This window comes from Streptomyces sp. NBC_00513 (genome assembly GCF_041431415.1).
Lineage (GTDB): Bacteria > Actinomycetota > Actinomycetes > Streptomycetales > Streptomycetaceae > Streptomyces.
In genome coordinates this window covers 1,488,261-1,506,791 of sequence record NZ_CP107845.1, presented here as the reverse complement: position 1 = coordinate 1,506,791, position 18,531 = coordinate 1,488,261, and the positions used below count along the sequence as shown (strand labels likewise).

Sequence of the window (18,531 nt, the reverse complement as noted above, 5' to 3'; positions counted from 1 at the left end):
GGCCCGCCGGGGCACGGTCATGTCGATCGGACGCCGGTCAGCCCCCGGCAACGGCGATGACGATGAGCGTCGCGTAGGACAGCAGGGTCAGGGCCATCGGCACCGAGACGACCAGCGCCTGCGGGCGCCGACGCAGCTGCCTGCCCGGGTCCAGCGGCGCGCGGAAGCCGCCCTGCGGGGCGGGGAGCTTGGCGAACGTCGACCGCGGGCCCAGGTTGCGCAGCACCGTGATCGGGGTGAGGAGCAGGGACATCGGCCCCCACCAGCCCTGCCAGAGCGTCTTCGCGGACATGTCCCGGACGGTCGCGGTCCCGCAGTCACGGCAGAAGGGTCCCTGCACGCTCAGCGAGCGCATCATCAGGACCATGCCCTGGTGGCCCCGGACGGTCGCCTGCGCCGCCGGCTGGGCCCCGCACAGCCGGCAGCCGTGGCCGCCCTGCTGCGGTGCCTGGTGGCCCGGGTAGGGGGAGGGGGCGTCCTGTCCGGGCACGCCCGCGGCGAACGGGTTGCCGTGTCCCGCCGGCTGCGGCGCGCCGGCGCCGGGCTGCTGCTGCGCGTACGGGTTGCCGTGCCCCGCCGGCTGCTGCTGCGGCGGCTGCGCGTACGGGTTCCCGTGGCCGGGCGGCTGCGCGTACGGGTTGTGCTGGTGCTGCGGGACCGAGCCCTGCTGCGGTGGTGGAGTGGCCACTTTGGTCCCCTTGGAGGAGTCGGTTGGATCACCGGGCGCGGTGATCCAAGGCACCCTAACGGGATTCATCATGTCCCCAACAACCGGTCGAGGGCCCGGCCGAAGAGGAAGCGGCCCGCCGCCGCGACGAGCGGGTCGAAGGGGCGCCCCAGCCCGCGCAGGCTCAGTTCCTCGCGCCAGTGGACCTGCGCTCCGGAAGGGAAGTGGGGCCGAACCTCGATCTCCGCCCAGCCCCGGACCACCCGACCGTGTTTCACGAGGCGCACCAGCCCCGCGGCGGCCCCCGCCGGAGGCCTCCAGAGGGTGACTTCCATGGGGTCGTCGAATGTGAGCCTTCCCACGCCCGTCCGCGCCGTGAACAGCGTTCCGACGCGCGTCGGCGGCGCCGTCTCGACGGTCGTCCGGGTGAAGGGGACCTCTGCGCCGTGGCGCTCCCATTCCGTCAGCCGGAGCCAGGCCTCGGAGGGCGGGAGGGTCGTCGTGCGAACGAGCCGGATAGCGGGCATGAGCGCATCGTAATCGGGCATACACACCCTGAACTGGACCCCCGATATGGGTTCCGTCCGGGGGCGGCGATCAGCAATACTCACCGCCACCGTGGATCGCGGATTCGACCGGGTGACCACCGGCCCTCCCGCCCCACTCTGCGAGGAGATGCGCCGATGTGCTCCCACCAGCCCCCCTGCCCGACCGCCGACAGCGCCGATCACGACGCCGCCCACACCGTGGCCTTCCACCCCGAACAGGGCTGGAGCCTGCTCTGCAACGGTGCCGTGGTCTTCGACGACACAGGTGAACTGCTCCCCGACGGCCGCACGGTGGAACCCCGCCGACCGGCCCTTGTCTGAGCGAGGAGGCAGCATGCGCCAGCAGCTGATCCGCAAGCCCGTCCCCAAGCCCGCACCCCGAGACCTGGACCTCCGTACACCGTCGGGCAGACCCCTCCCGTACTGACGGGAACCCCGGAGACACGCGCCACCGGCTGAGGGTCAGCCGGTGGCCGCCGCCGTGCCGCCCAGGAACGCCGTCTCGTACGCCGCGTCCCCGATCGCCGCGCGGGCACGCCGCTCGCCCTCGTCCCGCAGGGCCGTCAACGCGGGCGAGCCACCCATCTGAGGTCGCCCCACCGTGCGCCACCAGGCGTGCCCGGTGCCCAGCAGCCGCGCCGCCAGTTCCCCGTCGCCGAGGCCCGCCACCGCCGCCGCGAGCAGGTCCAGGCCGAGCGCGATGCCGAACCGGTCGCCCAGCAGTCGCTTGCCCGACAGCATGGCCCTGGCGTGGCGGGCCGCCTCCCCGTGGTGCCCGAGGCCCAGCGCGGACATGGCCAGGATGTAGTCCGCGTAGGCCCGCAACCAGCGTTCGCCCAGTTCCGCGCACGCCTCGCGCAGGCCCCGCGCCTCCTCGGCGGCCTCCTCGAAGCGTTCCAGGTCGCACAGCGCGAAGCCGGTGGCCAGCCGGCACAGCAGCCAGCCCGGACCACTGGAGCGCCCGCCGTGTCCCGCCCGCGCCCGGGGGCCGGCCAGCGTGAGGGCCCGCACCGAGTCGCCGGGCATCATCACCGCCACGGCGTGCAGGTAGGCGGCCCGCAACTCGCGCTCCGGGTCGGCCAGTCGGTCCGCCGAGCGGGTGCACTCCTCACCGAGCCCGCGGGCCGCGTCCAGGTCGCCTTGGAGCAGCACCGTCAGGCCGAGCGCCCACAGCGCCTGCGTGTACCCGGCGCCCGTGCGCGGGCCCGAGCGCAGGGACCGCTCCAGGAAGGCGCGACCCTCGTGGACGTGCCCGCACGCGAACCAGAAGAACCAGAGCGCCCCGGCCATCTCCTGGGCGGCCGCCGGCTCGCACCCCAGCAACTGTTCGAGCGCCGTGCGCAGTTGTGGGTGTTCGGCGGTCATCCTGCGGTACCAGTCCACCTGGCCCGGCCCCATCCAGCCCCGGTCGGCGGCCTGGGCGAGCGCGAGGTACCAGTGCGCGTGCCGGTCGGCGACCGTGCGCACCTCGCCCAGCTCCGTCAACCAGTCGTGTCCGTACTCGCGGATCGTGTCCAGCATCCGGTAGCGGATCCCCGTCCCGCGCTCCTCGGTGCGCCGGACCACGGACTTGGCCACGAGGCCCGCCAGGACCCGCTCGACCCGGGAGGCGGGCAGCGGGCCGCCCGCGCAGACCGCCCGGGCGGCGGCCACGTCGAAGTCCCCGGTGAACACCGACAGGCGGGCCCACAGCAGTCGTTCGACCGGCTCGCACAGCTCGTGGCTCCAGCCGATCGTGGTCCGCATCGTCCGGTGCCGGGGGAGCAGGGCGTCGTCGGAGTCGGCCAGCACGTCGAATCGCGCGCCCAGCCGCTGTGCCATCTGTTCGAGGGTCCACGACCGCAGCCGCGCGCCCGCCAGTTCGAGCGCGAGCGGGATCCCGTCGAGCCGGCGGCACACCTCGGCGGCGATCGTCGCCCGCCCGGGGTCGTCGAAGGCGGCGGCGGCCGGCGGGGACGCGGCGACGGCCCGCCGGCGGAAGAGGGCGAGGGCGTCGCTGTCCGGCCCCTCGAAGGGCAGCGGCCGCACCTCGACGAGCTGTTCCCCGGGGCTGCCGAGCGGTTCGCGCGAGGTGGTCAACACCGTCAGGTCCGGTGCGGACTGAAGGAGTTCCCCCACGAGGTGCCGGCAGGCCGCGATCAGGTGCTCGCAGGTGTCGAGGACCAGGAGGAGCTTCTTGTCCGCCATCCAGGCGCACAGTTCCTCGTCCAGCGACCGGGCGGAGTGGTCCGCGAGGCCGACGGTGTGGGCCACCGTCGCGGTGAGCAGGTCGGGGTCGCGCAAGGGCGAGAGTTCGACCCACCAGACCCCGTCGGGCCGTTCGGGCCCGGACGCGGCGGCGGCGCGCAGGGCGAGCCGGGTCTTGCCGACCCCGCCCACCCCGGTCAGCGTGATCAGTCGCCGGCCCGGCAACAGGTGCTCCAGGTGGGCGAGTTCACGTTCCCGTCCGACGAAGCCCGGCGACTGCGGCGGCAGGTTTCCCGGCACTGGACCAGCGCCCGGCCCGGGGTGGCCGCCTGCGGAAACTGGCTGACTGTTGTTGAACGAGTACTCACCGAACACGGATGTATTGTGCGTGATCTCGTGTGGCGGCAGGGGCGTTCGGTCAGATCGCCGCATGTTCCACCGTGCGAGGCGCACGGGTGCGGACCCTCACCGGGCGAGGACCACGCGGGTCTCCGCGGTGAACGCCCCCCAGTTGCCGTCGGGCAGTCGCGCGCGCAGTTTCACGGCCCACACGGTGCCGGCCGGCTCGGTCACCGTGAGCCGGTGCTCCACCCTTCCGGTGCCGGACGGGAGCGCCGCGCCGGCCCCGAACTGGATGACGGTGACGGGCCGGTCGTTGACGTAGAGCTGGTACTCGTCGGTGCGGCGACCGGTGGCCGGGGCGGTCCATGACAGGTCGACCAGCCCGGGGGAGGCGGTCGCCGTGAGCCCGCCCGGCGCGGTGTCCGGGCCCTGCCCGGGATCGGGCGGCGTGGTCAGCTCCACCGTCGGGCCGTCGGGGGAGGTGTTGTCGGCGCCGTCCCGGGCGCGGACGGTGAAGCTGTAGCGGGTGCCCGGCTGGAGTCCGGTCACGGTGGTGGCGCTCTCTCCGGCGCCGGCCGTGTGGACGCGTACGCCGCCCTGGTGGACGTCGTACGCGGTGACGCCCGTGTCGTCCGTCGCCGCCGTCCAGCTCAGCCGGGCCGCTCGGGGGCCTTCGGCGCGGCCCGTGGTGGTGGGCGGCGCCGAGGGGGCCCGCCGGTCCTCGGCCTTCGCCGCGGGTGTGGTCGCCCGGGCGGGCTCGCTGAGCGCGGAGCGGTTGCCGGCGGCGTCCCGGGCCCGAACCGTGAACGTGTAGGAGGTCACCGGGGCGAGGCCCGTGACGTCCACCATCGTCTTGTCGGCCGGGAGTTCGCGGACCAGGTGGTCGCCCTGAAAGACCTGATAGCCGGTCACCCCCTCGCTGTCCGGGGCCGCTCGCCACATGACGTGCACCGAGGTGGCGCTGCCGGCCTGTGCGGTGAGCTCCGCCGGGGCGTGCGGGGGGTCGGTGTCGCCGTCCGGGGCGCACGCCGTGGCGAGTGCCAGGCAGAGGCAGAGCGCGGGGACGGCGCTTCGCGCGGAGTGTCGCAAGGAGGTGCCTTCCGCCGCTTCCTCGTAAAGGTCTAGACATATATGGCACGCCCGGCGGGGGGCGGGCAAGACCTCGGCGGTCCCGCCGGGGGTTGGGTGCGTAACGGAAGCCGGCCGGGCGGCCGGTTTCGTCTCTCCGCGCCCCATCTGGCATTATTGCGATCTCTTTGCAATAAGAGATGATCTTAAACAGTAAGAAAAGCAGGTATACGGGGATGTGGATCGCATGACGGCCCGGTCGGTACGAGCAGTGGCCGCCACGATGCTCGCCGCCACGCTCCTCACGGGCACGGCAGCCTGCTCGGCGCCCTCGTCGGGAGGCGACCCGGGCCGCGCGGCGGATACCGCCGTCGTCGGCATCGCGACCGAACCGGAGAGCCTCAGCCCCCTCCTCGGGTACGGCAAGGACGGCAACTCCAAGATCTTCGACGGACTGCTCACGCACGACGCGAACATGAGGCTGCGGCCCGCCCTGGCCGAGGCCCTGCCCGAGGTCTCCGCAGACGGACGCACCTACACGTACCGGCTCCGCCAGGGCGTGAAGTTCAGCGACGGACATCCCTTCGGCGCCAAGGACGTCGTCTTCACCTACCGGACGATCCTGGACGCGAAGACCAACAACGCCTCCAAGACCGAACTCGACGCGATCCAAGGCGTGCAGGCCCGGGGCGACGACACCGTCGTCTTCACCCTGAAGTACCCCTACGCGCCGTTCGCCGAGCGGACCGTGCTGCCGATCGCGCCCGAGCACATCGCGGGCCGGCAGGACGTCAACAGCGGCGACTTCACCACCCGGCCCGTAGGCACCGGCCCCTACGTCCTCACCGGCTGGTCCAAGGGCGAGAAGATCGGCTTCAAGGCCAACCCGACCTACTGGGGCGGCGAGCCCGCCGTGAAGAAGTTCACCATGGTCGTCATCAAGGACGACGACGTGCGCGCCACCCGGCTGCGCTCCGGCGAACTCGACGGCGCGATCCTCCCGCCCGCCCTGGCCAAGGCCCTCGGCGGGAAGGGCGGGGCCAAGGGCACGGCGCGCACCCTCCACGCGGCCAAGACCTTCGACTACCGCAACGTCACCCTCCCCACCGCCCACGCCGTCACCGGTGACACGGCCGTCCGCCGTGCGCTGGACCTCGCCGTCGACCGCACGACCATGGTCGACAAGCTCCTGGAGGGCGCGGGCAAGCCCGCCTACGGGCCGGTCCCCACCGACAGCCCCTGGTTCACGGCCGGCACGGAACGGGCGTACGACCTCGACCAGGCGAAGCGGATCCTCGACGGGGCCGGTTGGAAGACCGCGGACGACGGCATCCGCACCAAGGACGGCATCCGCGCGTCCTTCCCGCTCTGGTACACCTCCGGCGACAAGATCCGCCAGGACCACGCACTCGCCTTCGCCTCCGACGCCAGGAAGGCCGGCATCGAGGTCAAGACCGAGGCCGGTACCTGGGAGGTCATCGAACCCCGGATGAAGACCGACGCCGTCCTCGCCGGCGGCGGCTCCCCGGCCGACCCCGACTTCGACCAGTACCTGCTGCTCCACTCCACACTGGCCGGCGACGGCTTCAACAACATGGCCCGGTACGACAACAAGACCGTCGACCAGGCGCTCCTCGACGGCCGCGAGAGCGGCGACCCGGCCGCGCGCAAGGCCGCGTACGACACCGTGCAGCGGGAACTGCTCGCGAACCCCGGATACGTCTTCCTCACCCACATCGACCACCTGTACGTGGTCGACGACAAGTGGGAGGGGCTCACCACCCAGGTCGAGCCGCACGACCACGGCCTCGGCGCCGGCCCCTGGTGGAACATCGAGAACTGGAAGCCGAAGCGGAAATGAACCCGACGACGTGACCTGCCGCAGTGAACCCGACGACGTGACCCCCCGCTCCTCCCGCTTCCCCTGGGGGCCGATGGCGCGCATGGCCGGCCGGCGCACCCTGTTCGCCGGCCCCGTCCTGCTCACCGTCACCTTCGGGGTGTTCGCCGTCGCCGCGATGTCCCCCTTCGACCCCGTCAAGGCGTACGCCGGCACGGCCGGTCTCACCGCCTCGCAGGCCGAACTCGACCAACTGCGCGCCAACCTCGACGTCGACCAGCCGCTGGTCGCACGCTGGTGGGAGTGGCTCACCTCCGCCCTCACCGGAGACCTCGGAACCTCCTCCGTCATGCGCCAACCGGTCGGCGACGTCCTCGCCGAACGGGTCGGCTGGTCGGCGCTGCTCGCCCTCTGCGCCTTCGCGCTGGCCGTGCTCGCCGGTACGGCCCTCGGGGTCCTCGCGGCCCGGCGACAGGGCGGCCCGCTCGACCGGGCCGTCTCCGCGCTCGCCTACACCCTGGAAGCGGCCCCGGTCTTCTGGCTGGGCCTGCTGGCCATCTGGTTCTTCTCCATACGGCTCGGCGTCCTGCCCTCCGGCGGCCTCACGGACGCCTCCGACGACGTGGTCAGCCCCGGCCAGGTCGCGTCCCACCTGGTGCTGCCGGCGCTCGTGCTGGGGATCTCCCAACTGCCCTGGTTCTTCCTGTACGTACGCCAGGGCGTGGCCGACGCCCTGGACGAGGACCCCGTGCGCGGGGCCCGGGCCCGAGGCGTGGCCGAGCGACGGATCCTGATCGGGCACGCGCTGCGTTCCGGGATGCTCCCGATGCTGACCCTGATCGGATCACGGGTGCCCGAACTGATCACCGGGGCGCTGCTGGTGGAGACCGTGTTCAGCTGGCCCGGCGTCGCGGCGGCCACCGTGCAGGCCGCCACCTCGGTCGACTTCCCACTTCTCGCCGCCCTCACGGTGTCGGCCACCGCGGCCGTGCTCGCCGGGAACCTGCTGTCCGATCTGCTGTACGGACTCGCCGACCCCAGGGTGGGCTTCGATGGCTGACACCATCTGGCGCGCCCCCGGCCGCGCCCACCGCCCCACGCGCCGACCGCGCGTGCGCGCCTGCGCCCTGACCATGGCCGTGATCGCCTTGGCGGTCCTGCTCGTCCCACCGCTGGCACAGCTCGACCAACAGGCCGTGGACCTGTCGGCGAAGCTCCTGCCACCCTCCTGGGAACACCCCTTCGGAACCGACGACGTGGGCCGCGACCTGCTGCTGCGCTGCGTCTACGGGCTGCGGGTGTCCCTGCTGGTCGGCCTGGTGGCGGCGCTCGTCGCCACGGTGATCGGTACCGCCGTCGGCGCGGCGGCCGGCGCGTGGGGAGGCTGGACCGACCGGCTCGTGATGCGGGTCGTCGACGCCCTGTCCTCGATCCCGCACCTGCTGCTCGGCATCTTCATCGTGGCGATGTTCCGTCCCGGGGTGTGGCCGGTGGTCGTCTCGGTGGCCCTGACCCATTGGCTGTCCACTGCCCGGATCGTCCGGGCCGAGGTCCTGTCACTGCGGTCGCGGCCCTTCGTGGACGCCGCCGTCTCGGGCGGCGCCTCACGGTGGCGGGTCGCGGTCCGCCACCTGGTCCCCGGAGTCATGCCCCAGGCGGGGCTCGCCGCCGTGCTGATGATCCCGCACGCGATGTGGCACGAGTCGGCGCTGTCCTTCCTCGGGCTCGGACTCCCCTCCCACCAGGCCAGTCTGGGCACCCTCGTACAGACCGCACGGGGCTCGCTCCTCGTGGGGGCCTGGTGGCCCACCCTCTTCCCGGGCCTGCTGCTGATCGTCCCGACCCTGGCCATCGCCGGCCTCGCGGCCGCCTGGCGCGACCGCCTCAACCCCCGCCGCCGCTCGGAGCCGACCCTGTGACCGTGGAGCCGTCCCCGACCCCCGCCGGCCGCGCCGAGACCCCCGCGACGGGGCTCCGACGCGAACCCGCGGAACCGGCCCTGCGCGTGGAACGGATGGAACCGGTCCTGCGCGTGGAACGGATGGAACCGGTCCTGCGCGTGGAACGGATGTCCGTGCGCTTTCGCATGCGCGGAGAACGCCACGTCGAGGCCGTCACCGACGCCGGCTTCGCCCTGGCCGCCGGCGAGTGCCTCGCCCTCGTCGGCGAGAGCGGGTGCGGCAAGTCCGTCCTCGCCTCCGCCCTCCTCGGCCTGCTGCCCGGCAACGCCGAGACCGCCGGGTCGGCCCTCCTCGCGGACGGGCTCGACCTCCTCGCCGCCGACGAGGCCACCTTGGCCCGGACCGTCCGAGGGCGCCGCATCGGACTCGTCCCGCAGAGCCCCGCGTCCCACCTCACCCCGGTCCGCACCATCCGGTCCCACCTGGAGGAGACCGTTCGGGAACTCACCGATCCTCCAGGGGCGTGCGATCCTTCCGGGCCTTCCGGGAGGGCCGAGCCTTCCGGGCCTTCCGGCGGGCGGATCCCGGGCGCGGGCCGGCGGGTGCGGCGGGCGCGACTGCGCGCCGCCGCGGAGGCGGCGGCCGCCCGGGCGGCCTTCCCCGCCTCCCACCTCGATCGCCACCCGCACGAACTCTCCGGCGGCCTCGCCCAGCGCGCCGCCACCGCCCTCGCCCTCGTCGGGGACGCCCCGCTGCTGCTCGCCGACGAGCCGACCACCGGCCTCGACCGGGACCTCGTCCACCGCACCGTGGATGAGCTGCGGGCCCACACCCGCGAAGCCGGCCGGGCCCTGCTGATGATCACCCACGACCTGGCCGCCGCCGAACGGATCGCCGACACCGTCGCCGTCATGTACGCCGGGCGCATCGTGGAAACCGCCCCCGCGGCCGTCTTCTTCGGCCCGGCCGGCCCCCGACACCCCTACGCGCGCGGGCTCCTCGACGCCCTCCCCGAACGGGCCTTCGCCCCCATCCCCGGCGCCCCGCCCGAACTCGGCGCACTGCCGCCCGGCTGCGCCTTCGCCGACCGCTGCGCACAGGCCGACGCGATCTGTCGGACCCGGCGCCCCCCGCTCACCGAAGGGGTGGCCTGCCACCATGCTTGAGCTCCGCGGCATCACCGCCGGCTACGAACGGGGCGCCCCCGTCGTGCGGGACGCCCACCTCGTCCTTCAGGTCGGCGAGTCGCTCGGACTGCTCGGCCCCAGCGGCTGCGGCAAGTCCACCCTGGCCAGGGTGGCCGCCCTGCTGCACCGGCCCGAGCACGGCACCGTGGTGCTCGCGGGCAGCACCGTGACCGGCTTCCGGCACCGGGCCCCACGCGCCCTGCGCGTCCGGGTCGGTGTCGTCTTCCAGCAGCCCCGGCTGTCCGTCGACCCCCGCCTCACGCTGCGCGACCTCGTCGCGGAACCCCTCCGGGCCACGGGACGACGCGGGGAAGCGGCCTCGGTCGTACCGGAGTTGACGCAGCGTGTCGGAATCGGCGCGGATCTGCTCACGCGCCGCCCCCACGAGGTGAGTGACGGACAACTGCAACGCGCCTGTCTGGCACGCGCCCTGGTGCTGCGGCCGAGCCTGCTGGTCTGCGACGAGATGACCGCCATGCTCGACGCCTCCACGACAGCCGCGCTGGTCGCGGTGGTCGAGGAGTACCGGGCGCAGACCGGCGCAGCGCTGCTCGCGGTGGGCCACGACCCGATCCTGCTCGGCCGCTGGTGCGACCGTACGACCCACTGGAACGAGATCGTCAAGAACTGAGCATCCGTCACGGACGGTCAACACCCGTACGGCGTACACGTCTTTCGCCCGAAGGGCCCCCTCGCTGCGCCACCATGGCGGCGCCCAAGGAGGTTCCGATGGTGATTTCCCTCTCCGTGATCGTCCTGCTCCTCGTCCTCGCGTGGATCTTCCTGCGTGGCGGCGGGCTCAAGTTCTCCCACGCCCTCGTCTGCGCCCTGCTCGGTTTCCAACTCGCGAGCAGCAGCATCGCCATGACCATCCACGACGGACTCGCGGCCACCGCGAACCTCGTGTCCGGCCTCAACCCTTAGGGAGTGTTCCGCCGATCAGGCCGGTCCCGGACGGGCGCGCTTGATCGACTGTTGCGCCTTCGTGAATCATCCGGCTCTTCCATGGACTCCTCGGGCAGTGCGATCTAGCGTCTGGCGGCGGCGCGATGTGAGACGCAATGTCAACAAAACTGAAGACCATGGAGGAAGTCCGGATGTTCCGAAGAGCGCTGAACTGCGCGGTGGTACCGGCTCTCGCCGCGTTCGTGGCGATGTACGGCATCTCACCGGCCCAGGCCGAGGAGATACCCAAGGCCCCCGGCCACCGCCTGATCAGCCACTACGACGGCGCCCCCGCCGCCGCCGTCCCGCTGCCGGGCGAAGCCCCGCCACAGCACCCCTACCTCGCGCCCAACGGCCGCAGCGGCATGCACTCCGACGCCGCGGGCAGCGCCACCTCGCCCTGGTCCGGGCCGCTGGGCAGGAACCCGCAGGTCACCAGCGAGAAGATCGCCGCCCTCGGCGGCGAATGCGCCACCGCCACCTTCGACTCGGCCGGCCGGATCGTCACCGTCTGCGGCACCTTCTCCGGGTTCAAGGTCAAGCTCCTCGACCCCCGCACGCTCGCCACGCTCGCGGAACACCAACTCCCGCAGCGCTCCTCGACGGTCGAGGCGATCACCTCACTCGACTTCGCGAAGATCTTCAAGGACACCTCGGGCGGCGCCTACTTCTACCTGGACAACCAGGACCGGGCGGTGCTGGCCGACTCCCGCCAGCACATCCTGCGCCTCGCCCACTCGCAGAACCCGGACGGCACCTGGAAGTTCACGGTCGACAACGACTGGGACCTCACCGGCCAGGTCCCGCACGACTGTGTCAGCTGGACCAACCTGTGGCCCAGCGGCACCTGTGACCCGGTCACCTCGGTCATGCCCGACTGGAACGGCCGCATCTGGTGGGTCACCCGCCAGGGCCGCGTCGGCACCGTGGACCCGGCGACCTCGGTGATCCGCTCCGTCCGGCTCGACGGCGAGGAGATCCAGAACTCCTTCTCCGTCGCCGAGGACGGGGTTTCCATCGTCACCGACCACGCCCTGTACAGCTTCGCCACCACCGCCGACGGTACCCCGCGCGCGCAGTGGCGCCAGACCTACGACCGGGGCACGGGCACCAAGCCGGGCTCCGTGAACCAGGGTTCGGGAACCACCCCGGACCTCTTCGGCGACGGGTACGTGGCGATCACCGACAACTCCGACGACCGGATGAACGTGCTCGTCTACAAGCGGGGCGTGGACGTACCCGCCGACCGGCGGCTCGTGTGCAAGGTCCCGGTGTTCGGATCGGGGGCCTCGACCACCGACAACTCCCTGATCACCTGGGGCAACAGCATCGTCGTCGAGAACAACTACGGCTACGAGAACCCCACCACCCTGCTGCTCGGCAAGTCCGTCGTCGGCGGTGTCAGCCGCATCGACGTGCGCGCCGACGGCAGCGGCTGCGACACGGTGTGGCAGAGCGCGATCCGCTCGCCCTCCGTCGTCCCGAAGCTCTCCACCGCGAACGGGTTGCTCTACTTCTACGAGAAGGAGCCCAACGCCTGGGGCATCGACGCCTGGTACCTCACCGCGGTGGACTTCCGCACCGGTGAACGGCGCTGGCGACAGCTGACCGGCACCGGCGCGCTGTACGACAACAACTGGGCGCCGATCACCCTCGGCCCCGACGGCACCGCGTACGTCGGCGTGTTCAACGGCATCGTGGCGGTCCGCGACGGCGGCTGACGCCGCGGGTCTGACGCCCGGGCGTCTGACATCCGGGCGTCTGAGGCCGGGGGACTGACGGGTGGCGCCGACCGCGCCGCCCGTCAGTCGTCCTGCCTCCACAGCGGGTGCTCGCGCGCGGCCCAGTCCCGATCCACCGAGCCCGTGCGTAGCCCGCGCCGGGCCTCGGGATCACCCAGCGCCTTGCCGATGTGCCCGGCGAGGACGATGCCGAGGGCCAGGGCGAGCCAGTCGTGCACGAAGGTCGCTCCCGTCCGCCAGACGAGGGGGGCCAGACCGGTGGCCCACATCAGCAGCCCGGTGCCGAGCATCACCGTCACCGCGCCGCCCAACCAGCCCGCGTACACCTTCTGACCGGCGTTGAACTTCCCGGCCGGCCGGGCACCGTGCCGGTCCCTGCGCAACACGGTGCGCAACCACACCCTGTCGTGCGGCCCGAACCGGTTGAGCCGGCGGAGATCGGCACGGAACGCCCGGGAGACCAGGCCGAGCAGGAACGGGACGACGAGCAGCAGACCGGACCACACATGGACGGTCACGACGAGGTGGCGCCGCCCGACGAGTTCGGCGAGGGGCGGCACGTAGAGGCAACCCGCCGACACCACGCAGATCCCCATCAGCGTGGCCGTGGCCCGGTGCACCAGACGTTGGGGGCGACCGAACCGGCGCACGCGGGCATCCCGCCGGGGCGCCGGCCGCGCATCGGGCGTAGGGCGTGACCCGGGCGTGGGCCGCATCTCAGACGGTGGGGGCATCATCGCGTCCGTTCGACGTGCCGACCCAGGCGTCGACGTCGTAGCCGAGCCGCTCCCAGTAACCGGGCTCCACGTCCCGGGTGACGGTGATGCCGGAGAGCCACTTCGCCGACTTGTAGAAGTACATCGGGGCCACGTACAGCCGCACGGGCCCACCATGCGCGTGGGACAGCGGCTCGTCCCGCATCCGCAGGGCCACCATGACGTCGGCCCGACGGGCCTGGGAAAGGGTCAGGCTCTCGGTGTACGTGCCGTCGAAGCAGCTGAACCGGATGGCCCGTCCCTCGGGCCGCACCCCGGCGGCGTCCAGCAGCCGGAAGACCGGCACGCCCTCGAAGGGCGTGCCGGGTACGCGCCAGCCGGTGACGCACTGGACGTCGCGGACGACCCGGGTCTGCGGCAGCCGCCGGAGCGCGTCGAGGTCGTACGTTCCCGGTCGCTCGACGAGCCCGTCCACCCGCAGCCGATAGTCCGCGGGGGAGCGCTCCGGGACAGAGGCGGCCACCGAGTAGTAGCGGAACCCGCCGCCGTTGGGCAGCAGCCCGGTCAGCCCGGTCGGATCCTTGCCGGCGGCGGCGCCGAGCGCCCTTTCGAGGCCCCGTTGCAGGTGGGGCGCGGCCACCAGCCCGGCCGCGCCGAGCCCGAGCATGCCCAGGACCAGACGCCGACCGACCGGGGCGCCGACCAGGTCGGGATCCGCCGGATCACGCGGGTCAGGACCCGTCGGATCATGCCGCTCGACCGGCCGCTCGGCGGGCTCCGGCCCCTCCGAGGGGCCACGCCGATCCGAGGGACCACGCCGTTCCGACGGCTCCGGCCGCCCCGCTGACTCCCGCTCCGTGCTCACACGTCGATTCGACCACCCCCGGCGACCCGACGCCAAGGGGAGAGGGGCGTCCGTCAGACTTCCGTCACACCTGGCGGCGGCAGCTCGTGCAACGTGTCCGCAACCTGGACGCTCCTAGCCTCCTTGCGAGTGCCGGCCGACGGCGGCCGGCGCCCGGCAAGGGGAGGTTTCCATGGCCCGTTTCGCTGCGCCCGGTACCGAGGGCGCGCTGATGTCGTACGCGTCCCGCTACGACCACTACATCGGTGGCACGTACACGGCTCCCGTTCGGGGCCGGTACTTCGACAACCCCTCCCCGGTGACCGGCGCGCCCTTCACCGAGATCGCCCGGGGCACCGCCGAGGACGTGGAGCTGGCCCTGGACGCCGCGCACGCCGCCGCGCCCGCCTGGGGACGTACCTCGGTCACGGAGCGGGCCGGCATCCTGCTGCGCATCGCGGACCGGATGGAGGAGAACCTCCAGGCCCTGGCGGTCGCGGAGACCTGGGAGAACGGCAAGCCGATACGGGAGACCCTCGCGGCAGACCTGCCACTGGCGATCGACCAGTTCCGCTACTTCGCGGGCGCGCTGCGGGCGCAGGAGGGGGCGCTCAGCCAGATCGACGACGACACGGTCGCCTACCACTTCCACGAGCCGCTGGGCGTGGTCGGCCAGATCATCCCGTGGAACTTCCCGATCCTGATGGCGGTGTGGAAGCTGGCGCCGGCGCTGGCCGCCGGGAACACGGTGGTGCTCAAGCCGGCCGAGCAGACCCCGGCCTCGTTGCACTACTGGCTCGGCCTGGTCGAGGACCTGCTCCCGCCGGGCGTGGTCAACATCGTGAACGGCTTCGGCGAGGAGGCCGGCAAGCCGCTGGCCTCCAGCCCGCGCGTGGCGAAGATCGCCTTCACCGGGGAGACCTCCACCGGGCGGCTGATCATGCAGTACGCGGCGGAGCACCTCAAGCCCGTCACCCTCGAACTCGGCGGCAAGAGCCCCAACCTCTTCTTCGACGACATCTGGTCGACCGACGACGATCTGCGGGACAAGGCGCTGGAGGGCTTCACCATGTTCGCCCTCAACCAGGGCGAGGTGTGCACCAGCCCCTCGCGCGCCCTGATCGAGCGCGGTCGGTACGGCGACTTCCTCGACGCCGCCGTCGCCCGCACCGAACTGATCGTGCCGGGACACCCGCTGGACACCGACACGATGATCGGTGCCCAGGCCTCGGAGGAGCAGCTGAAGAAGGTCCTGTCGTACGTGGAGATCGGAGTGAAGGAGGGCGCCAAGGTCCTCACGGGCGGGCAGCGCATCGAGCACGGCGGCGACCTCGCGGGCGGCTTCTACGTACAGCCGACGATCTTCGAGGGGGACAACCGGATGCGGATCTTCCAGGAGGAGATCTTCGGCCCCGTGGTGTCGGTGACCTCCTTCGACGACTTCGACGACGCCGTCCGCATCGCCAACGACACGGCCTACGGCCTCGGCGCCGGCGTCTGGACCCGGGACATCAACACGGCCTACCGCGCGGGCCGCGCCATCCAGGCGGGCCGGGTCTGGACGAACTGCTACCACGCCTACCCCGCCCACGCGGCGTTCGGCGGCTACAAGCAGTCCGGCATCGGCCGCGAGACCCACAAGATGATGCTGGAGCACTACCAGCAGACGAAGAACATGCTGGTCAGCTACTCCCCGAAGCGGCTCGGCTTCTTCTGAGGACGAGAGATTCGTTGCTTGGCAGGGGGCGTTGGCCTCTCCAGGCAACACTTGCTTCACGGGAGAGACGGCCGCAGTCCAGGCCCCGGAACAGCCTCCGTCCGGAAACCGGAAACCGTGGCCCACGAAGCCCCGTCACCGAACCGTAGACGGTGTGGAGGAGGAGGGAATCCTCGCCGGTCAGTAGGTCCTGGCCTTCCAACTGTCCGGCATCCGGATCTGGCTGTGGATCCGCGGCGAGCAAAGGCCCCCGTGTGTCCGGAGCATGTGGTGGTGGCGAAGAAGAAGTCGCGGGTTTGCGGCTGACGTCACTCTGCTCGATAGGGCTGGTGAAGTGTGCGGTGGGCGCTCGCCACCGGCCCCGACGTCGGGTGAGCCGAGGTGTCAGCGAGCCATTTCCCTGACGTTCTCCAGCATCGCCTGCAGCACGTACGGCGGATCGACATCGGCCGTACGTGCCGCCTCCCGATAGGTGGCGGCATTCTTGTCGGAAACGCCTTCGCCCGCATCGATCAGCTGCTGTTTCCGCGCTACCCAGGAGGGCCAGGTCTCCCCGAGATACGTCTCAAGGTTGTCTTCGAACACTGTGTATCGGCTGGCAGAACCCGTCGCCGGCCACGGCAATCGGGACCCGCCCAGGTAGCCGAGCAGGTCGGCGTTGCTCCCCGAGATCTTGCGTGCCTGCTGCTCGAAGGCCGCCTCCTTCTCCTTCCGGCTCTCCCCATCGAGTTTCCGAACCGACATGCGCTTGCGCTCCTCCATGCCGGCGTCACCGTCGAAGATCACATGGCACGGCACGCCCATGGCCGAGAGGATCGCGTGGCTGAGCAGGAGGTTGTCCCTGCCGGTCACGTCGACGAAAGTGATTCCCTCGGCCCCGAGGTTGACCCCGTTCCGCTCGGCACAGCCCTCGAGCAGCGCGCCATCGGTCGTTCCCTCACCCAGGACCGCCGCATGAGCGAAGAACGCCTCGGCGAGTGAGCCCGCCATCGCGACCCCGGTTCGCCGCCGGATGGCTTCCCCCTTCACCAGTCCCTCCAACGAACGGCACAGCCCGTCCTCCGTCACCTGCCTCACCCTGGTGACCGGGTGCTCGGTTCCGACATCACGAGTGAGCCGGCGGACCTGGTGGTACCCAGCGGGGTCGATGAACACCGGGCTGTGTGTCGCGTACATCACCTGCGTACGCCCCGTGGGAGACGAGGCAACCAGATCGCGCAACACCTTCGCGAAGGTCCGCGCTTGCGGCGGATGCTGGAACAGCTCCGGCTCCTCGACAACCAGGCACAGCGTCCGCGTCCCGCTCTCCGGCCGCCTGCAGTCGGCCAGGTACTTCAGTGCTGCCATGATCAACGCCCGCTGGAAGCCATGCCCCTGCCGGGACACCGAGGTCTCGGCCGCCCCATCCCTGATGCTCACTCGGAAAGCGGTTCTGGCCGGCTTGGGCGCCCGTATCGTCGGGGCCACGATGATCTGCCGTCCGGTGGTGAGCTTTGCGACCTCCGCGGAGAGAGCGGCGGAGACGTCCTTGAGGGCCGGTCCGTAGATGTTGTCGTGGACCAACTGGCGGGCGAGCTGAGCGTTCTCCTCGATCTCGCCGAGCTGCACGTCTGCCTCAGTACGGTCGATGGCATGGTCGAGGATGCGGGCGATGACGGAGGCTTTCTGGTCATCGGCCTCCTCGTACGCGCGAAGATCGGCGGAGACGAATACGAAGTCGATGAGCTCGGCGAGCTTGCTCTGACCGGCGAACCCGAAGAAGTGTGTGTCCTCGATCTTGGCTTCGGTGAGCTGGTCTCGATGGTCCCGTTCCCAAGCGAGCATGGCCTCGTTCATGGCCTTCTCGCTACCGACGATCGGCAGGCCCAAGCCGGGGTCGCTTGCCCGAAGCGTGTTGTACGCCGAGCGCTTCGGCATCGCGCCGCCGGACACGCTCCGGACCCCCTCGAAGGGCGCGTACGCGAGGGCCTTGCCGGTGATCTTGTCCTCGCCGTTGTCCCAGGTGCGCCAGATGCTCACAGCGCCCGCGTCGTCGGGGGCGTAGCGACCGAGGGCGGCACGGTCGAAGTCGGTCAGGCCGTCGAACTCAACCTCGACGGAGATGCGCTCGCCGCCGCCGGCCGCGACCGCCGAGTGGACGTCCTCAGTGGTGAGGGCGATCGACTTCTCCCCATTGAAGAACCAATCGAGTGCGCGAAGCACGGTGGACTTGCCGACGCCGGTCGGGCCGATGAACGAGGTGATCTCGTCGAAGGCGATGTCCACCTCGTGCAGACAGCAGAAGTTCTCGATGCGTACGCGCTTGATCTTCACGGTCATCCTGAAACATGGTGCGGGCGGGCACGTCGGACCCACTGTGACGAACCAAGGCTAGCGATACAGATGACGCCGCATCAGGTCTTTTTGCTTTCGCGGGAAAACGCCGGCCGATAGCGTCCAGGTCGATCGAGGTCTGCCTGGACAGCGCATCCGGGGAGGCGTTGGCGCGGGGCGTTCAGTGGAAGGTTGACCTGGGAGACCGTCTCTTCCACTTGAGGGGCTGCCGGGGTGGCGTGGTCGCTCCTCGCGCGTCCGGGGCGCGCGCTCCCGGCGGGCCGGGGTGCGCGGTCGAACGGAACGTGATTCCTTCCAGGTTACCGTGGGTACGATCGATCCGACGGTCCATCAGGTCAACTGTCCCGGACCCTTGACTCCGGTTGTCGGAGTCGGGATTCTCGACACAATGTTTGCGCGGGACATGACAAGCAGCTGGTCGGGGATCGTGCGGTGCACGCCCCGGCCGGCCGTGTGACTGGACCGCGCCCTCCGCCGACGACCGTGGACGTGA

16 protein-coding genes are annotated in these 18,531 nt (G+C 71.5%); 9 read left to right on the top strand and 7 right to left on the bottom strand.

All coding sequences use genetic code 11. The features are described 5' to 3' along the window. Nucleotides 1–37: 37 nt before the first annotated feature. Together OHA84_RS07115 and OHA84_RS07110 are read right to left on the bottom strand one after the other, a co-directional pair. Complete coding sequence (locus tag OHA84_RS07115; RefSeq protein WP_053683320.1) at nucleotides 38–688, bottom strand: hypothetical protein; 651 nt, start codon at nucleotides 686–688, stop codon at nucleotides 38–40. A gap of 68 nt (nucleotides 689–756) precedes the next feature. Next, the gene (locus tag OHA84_RS07110; protein ID WP_266951700.1) at nucleotides 757–1,194 is read right to left on the bottom strand and encodes an SRPBCC family protein; all 438 of its coding nucleotides are present in this window, start codon (nucleotides 1,192–1,194) and stop codon (nucleotides 757–759) included. 156 nt (nucleotides 1,195–1,350) lie between these two features. Here OHA84_RS07110 and OHA84_RS07105 point away from each other — a divergent pair, with 156 nt between their 5' ends. Next, entirely contained in the window at nucleotides 1,351–1,536 is a 186-nt protein-coding gene (locus OHA84_RS07105) for a DUF5999 family protein (RefSeq protein ID WP_053683322.1), read from the top strand. Nucleotides 1,537–1,677: 141 nt separating this feature from the next. Here OHA84_RS07105 and OHA84_RS07100 read toward each other — a convergent pair whose 3' ends face one another. Both OHA84_RS07100 and OHA84_RS07095 read right to left on the bottom strand, forming a co-directional pair. Further along, the gene (locus OHA84_RS07100) at nucleotides 1,678–3,702 is read right to left on the bottom strand and encodes an NB-ARC domain-containing protein (protein WP_053683324.1); all 2,025 of its coding nucleotides are present in this window, start codon (nucleotides 3,700–3,702) and stop codon (nucleotides 1,678–1,680) included. A gap of 165 nt (nucleotides 3,703–3,867) precedes the next feature. Then, nucleotides 3,868–4,833, bottom strand: a complete 966-nt coding sequence (locus tag OHA84_RS07095; protein WP_053683326.1) for a fibronectin type III domain-containing protein — start codon at nucleotides 4,831–4,833, stop codon at nucleotides 3,868–3,870. A gap of 226 nt (nucleotides 4,834–5,059) precedes the next feature. Here OHA84_RS07095 and OHA84_RS07090 point away from each other — a divergent pair, with 226 nt between their 5' ends. The 7 genes from OHA84_RS07090 (at nucleotide 5,060) to OHA84_RS07060 (ending at nucleotide 12,406) form a co-directional block, all read left to right on the top strand. Then, the gene (locus OHA84_RS07090; RefSeq protein WP_266972577.1) at nucleotides 5,060–6,673 is read left to right on the top strand and encodes an ABC transporter substrate-binding protein; all 1,614 of its coding nucleotides are present in this window, start codon (nucleotides 5,060–5,062) and stop codon (nucleotides 6,671–6,673) included. An 82-nt stretch (nucleotides 6,674–6,755) separates the two neighbouring features. Then, nucleotides 6,756–7,712 carry an ABC transporter permease gene (locus OHA84_RS07085; RefSeq protein WP_266974121.1) on the top strand — a complete coding sequence of 319 codons (957 nt, stop codon included), beginning with the start codon at nucleotides 6,756–6,758 and terminating at the stop codon, nucleotides 7,710–7,712. Continuing rightward, nucleotides 7,705–8,571: an ABC transporter permease gene (locus tag OHA84_RS07080; RefSeq protein WP_266951708.1), complete on the top strand. Its 867-nt coding sequence runs from the start codon at nucleotides 7,705–7,707 to the stop codon at nucleotides 8,569–8,571. Before OHA84_RS07085 ends, OHA84_RS07080 begins: the two co-directional genes overlap by 8 nt. Before the next feature lie 122 nt (nucleotides 8,572–8,693). Then, nucleotides 8,694–9,719, top strand: a complete 1,026-nt coding sequence (locus OHA84_RS07075; RefSeq protein WP_266974122.1) for an ABC transporter ATP-binding protein — start codon at nucleotides 8,694–8,696, stop codon at nucleotides 9,717–9,719. After that, nucleotides 9,712–10,371, top strand: coding sequence for an ABC transporter ATP-binding protein (locus OHA84_RS07070; protein WP_266972580.1), 660 nt, complete (start codon nucleotides 9,712–9,714; stop codon nucleotides 10,369–10,371). Before OHA84_RS07075 ends, OHA84_RS07070 begins: the two co-directional genes overlap by 8 nt. A gap of 98 nt (nucleotides 10,372–10,469) precedes the next feature. Next, entirely contained in the window at nucleotides 10,470–10,664 is a 195-nt protein-coding gene (locus OHA84_RS07065) for a hypothetical protein (protein WP_053683334.1), read from the top strand. Between the two features lie 173 nt (nucleotides 10,665–10,837). Further along, a complete protein-coding gene (locus OHA84_RS07060; RefSeq protein ID WP_053683336.1) occupies nucleotides 10,838–12,406 on the top strand; it encodes a hypothetical protein in 1,569 nt (522 codons plus the stop codon). 83 nt (nucleotides 12,407–12,489) lie between these two features. On the opposite strand, the gene OHA84_RS07055 is transcribed toward OHA84_RS07060, so the two are convergent. Beyond that, nucleotides 12,490–13,143: a cytochrome b/b6 domain-containing protein gene (locus tag OHA84_RS07055; protein ID WP_053683338.1), complete on the bottom strand. Its 654-nt coding sequence runs from the start codon at nucleotides 13,141–13,143 to the stop codon at nucleotides 12,490–12,492. A gap of 1 nt (nucleotide 13,144) precedes the next feature. Next, the gene (locus OHA84_RS07050) at nucleotides 13,145–13,810 is read right to left on the bottom strand and encodes a molybdopterin-dependent oxidoreductase (RefSeq protein WP_078999590.1); all 666 of its coding nucleotides are present in this window, start codon (nucleotides 13,808–13,810) and stop codon (nucleotides 13,145–13,147) included. 370 nt (nucleotides 13,811–14,180) lie between these two features. On the opposite strand from OHA84_RS07050, the gene OHA84_RS07045 reads away from it, so the two are divergent. Beyond that, nucleotides 14,181–15,704, top strand: coding sequence for an aldehyde dehydrogenase family protein (locus tag OHA84_RS07045; RefSeq protein ID WP_266972583.1), 1,524 nt, complete (start codon nucleotides 14,181–14,183; stop codon nucleotides 15,702–15,704). Nucleotides 15,705–16,088: 384 nt separating this feature from the next. On the opposite strand, the gene OHA84_RS07040 is transcribed toward OHA84_RS07045, so the two are convergent. Further along, the gene (locus OHA84_RS07040; RefSeq protein WP_266972585.1) at nucleotides 16,089–18,023 is read right to left on the bottom strand and encodes an ATP-dependent endonuclease; all 1,935 of its coding nucleotides are present in this window, start codon (nucleotides 18,021–18,023) and stop codon (nucleotides 16,089–16,091) included. Nucleotides 18,024–18,531 lie beyond the last annotated feature (508 nt).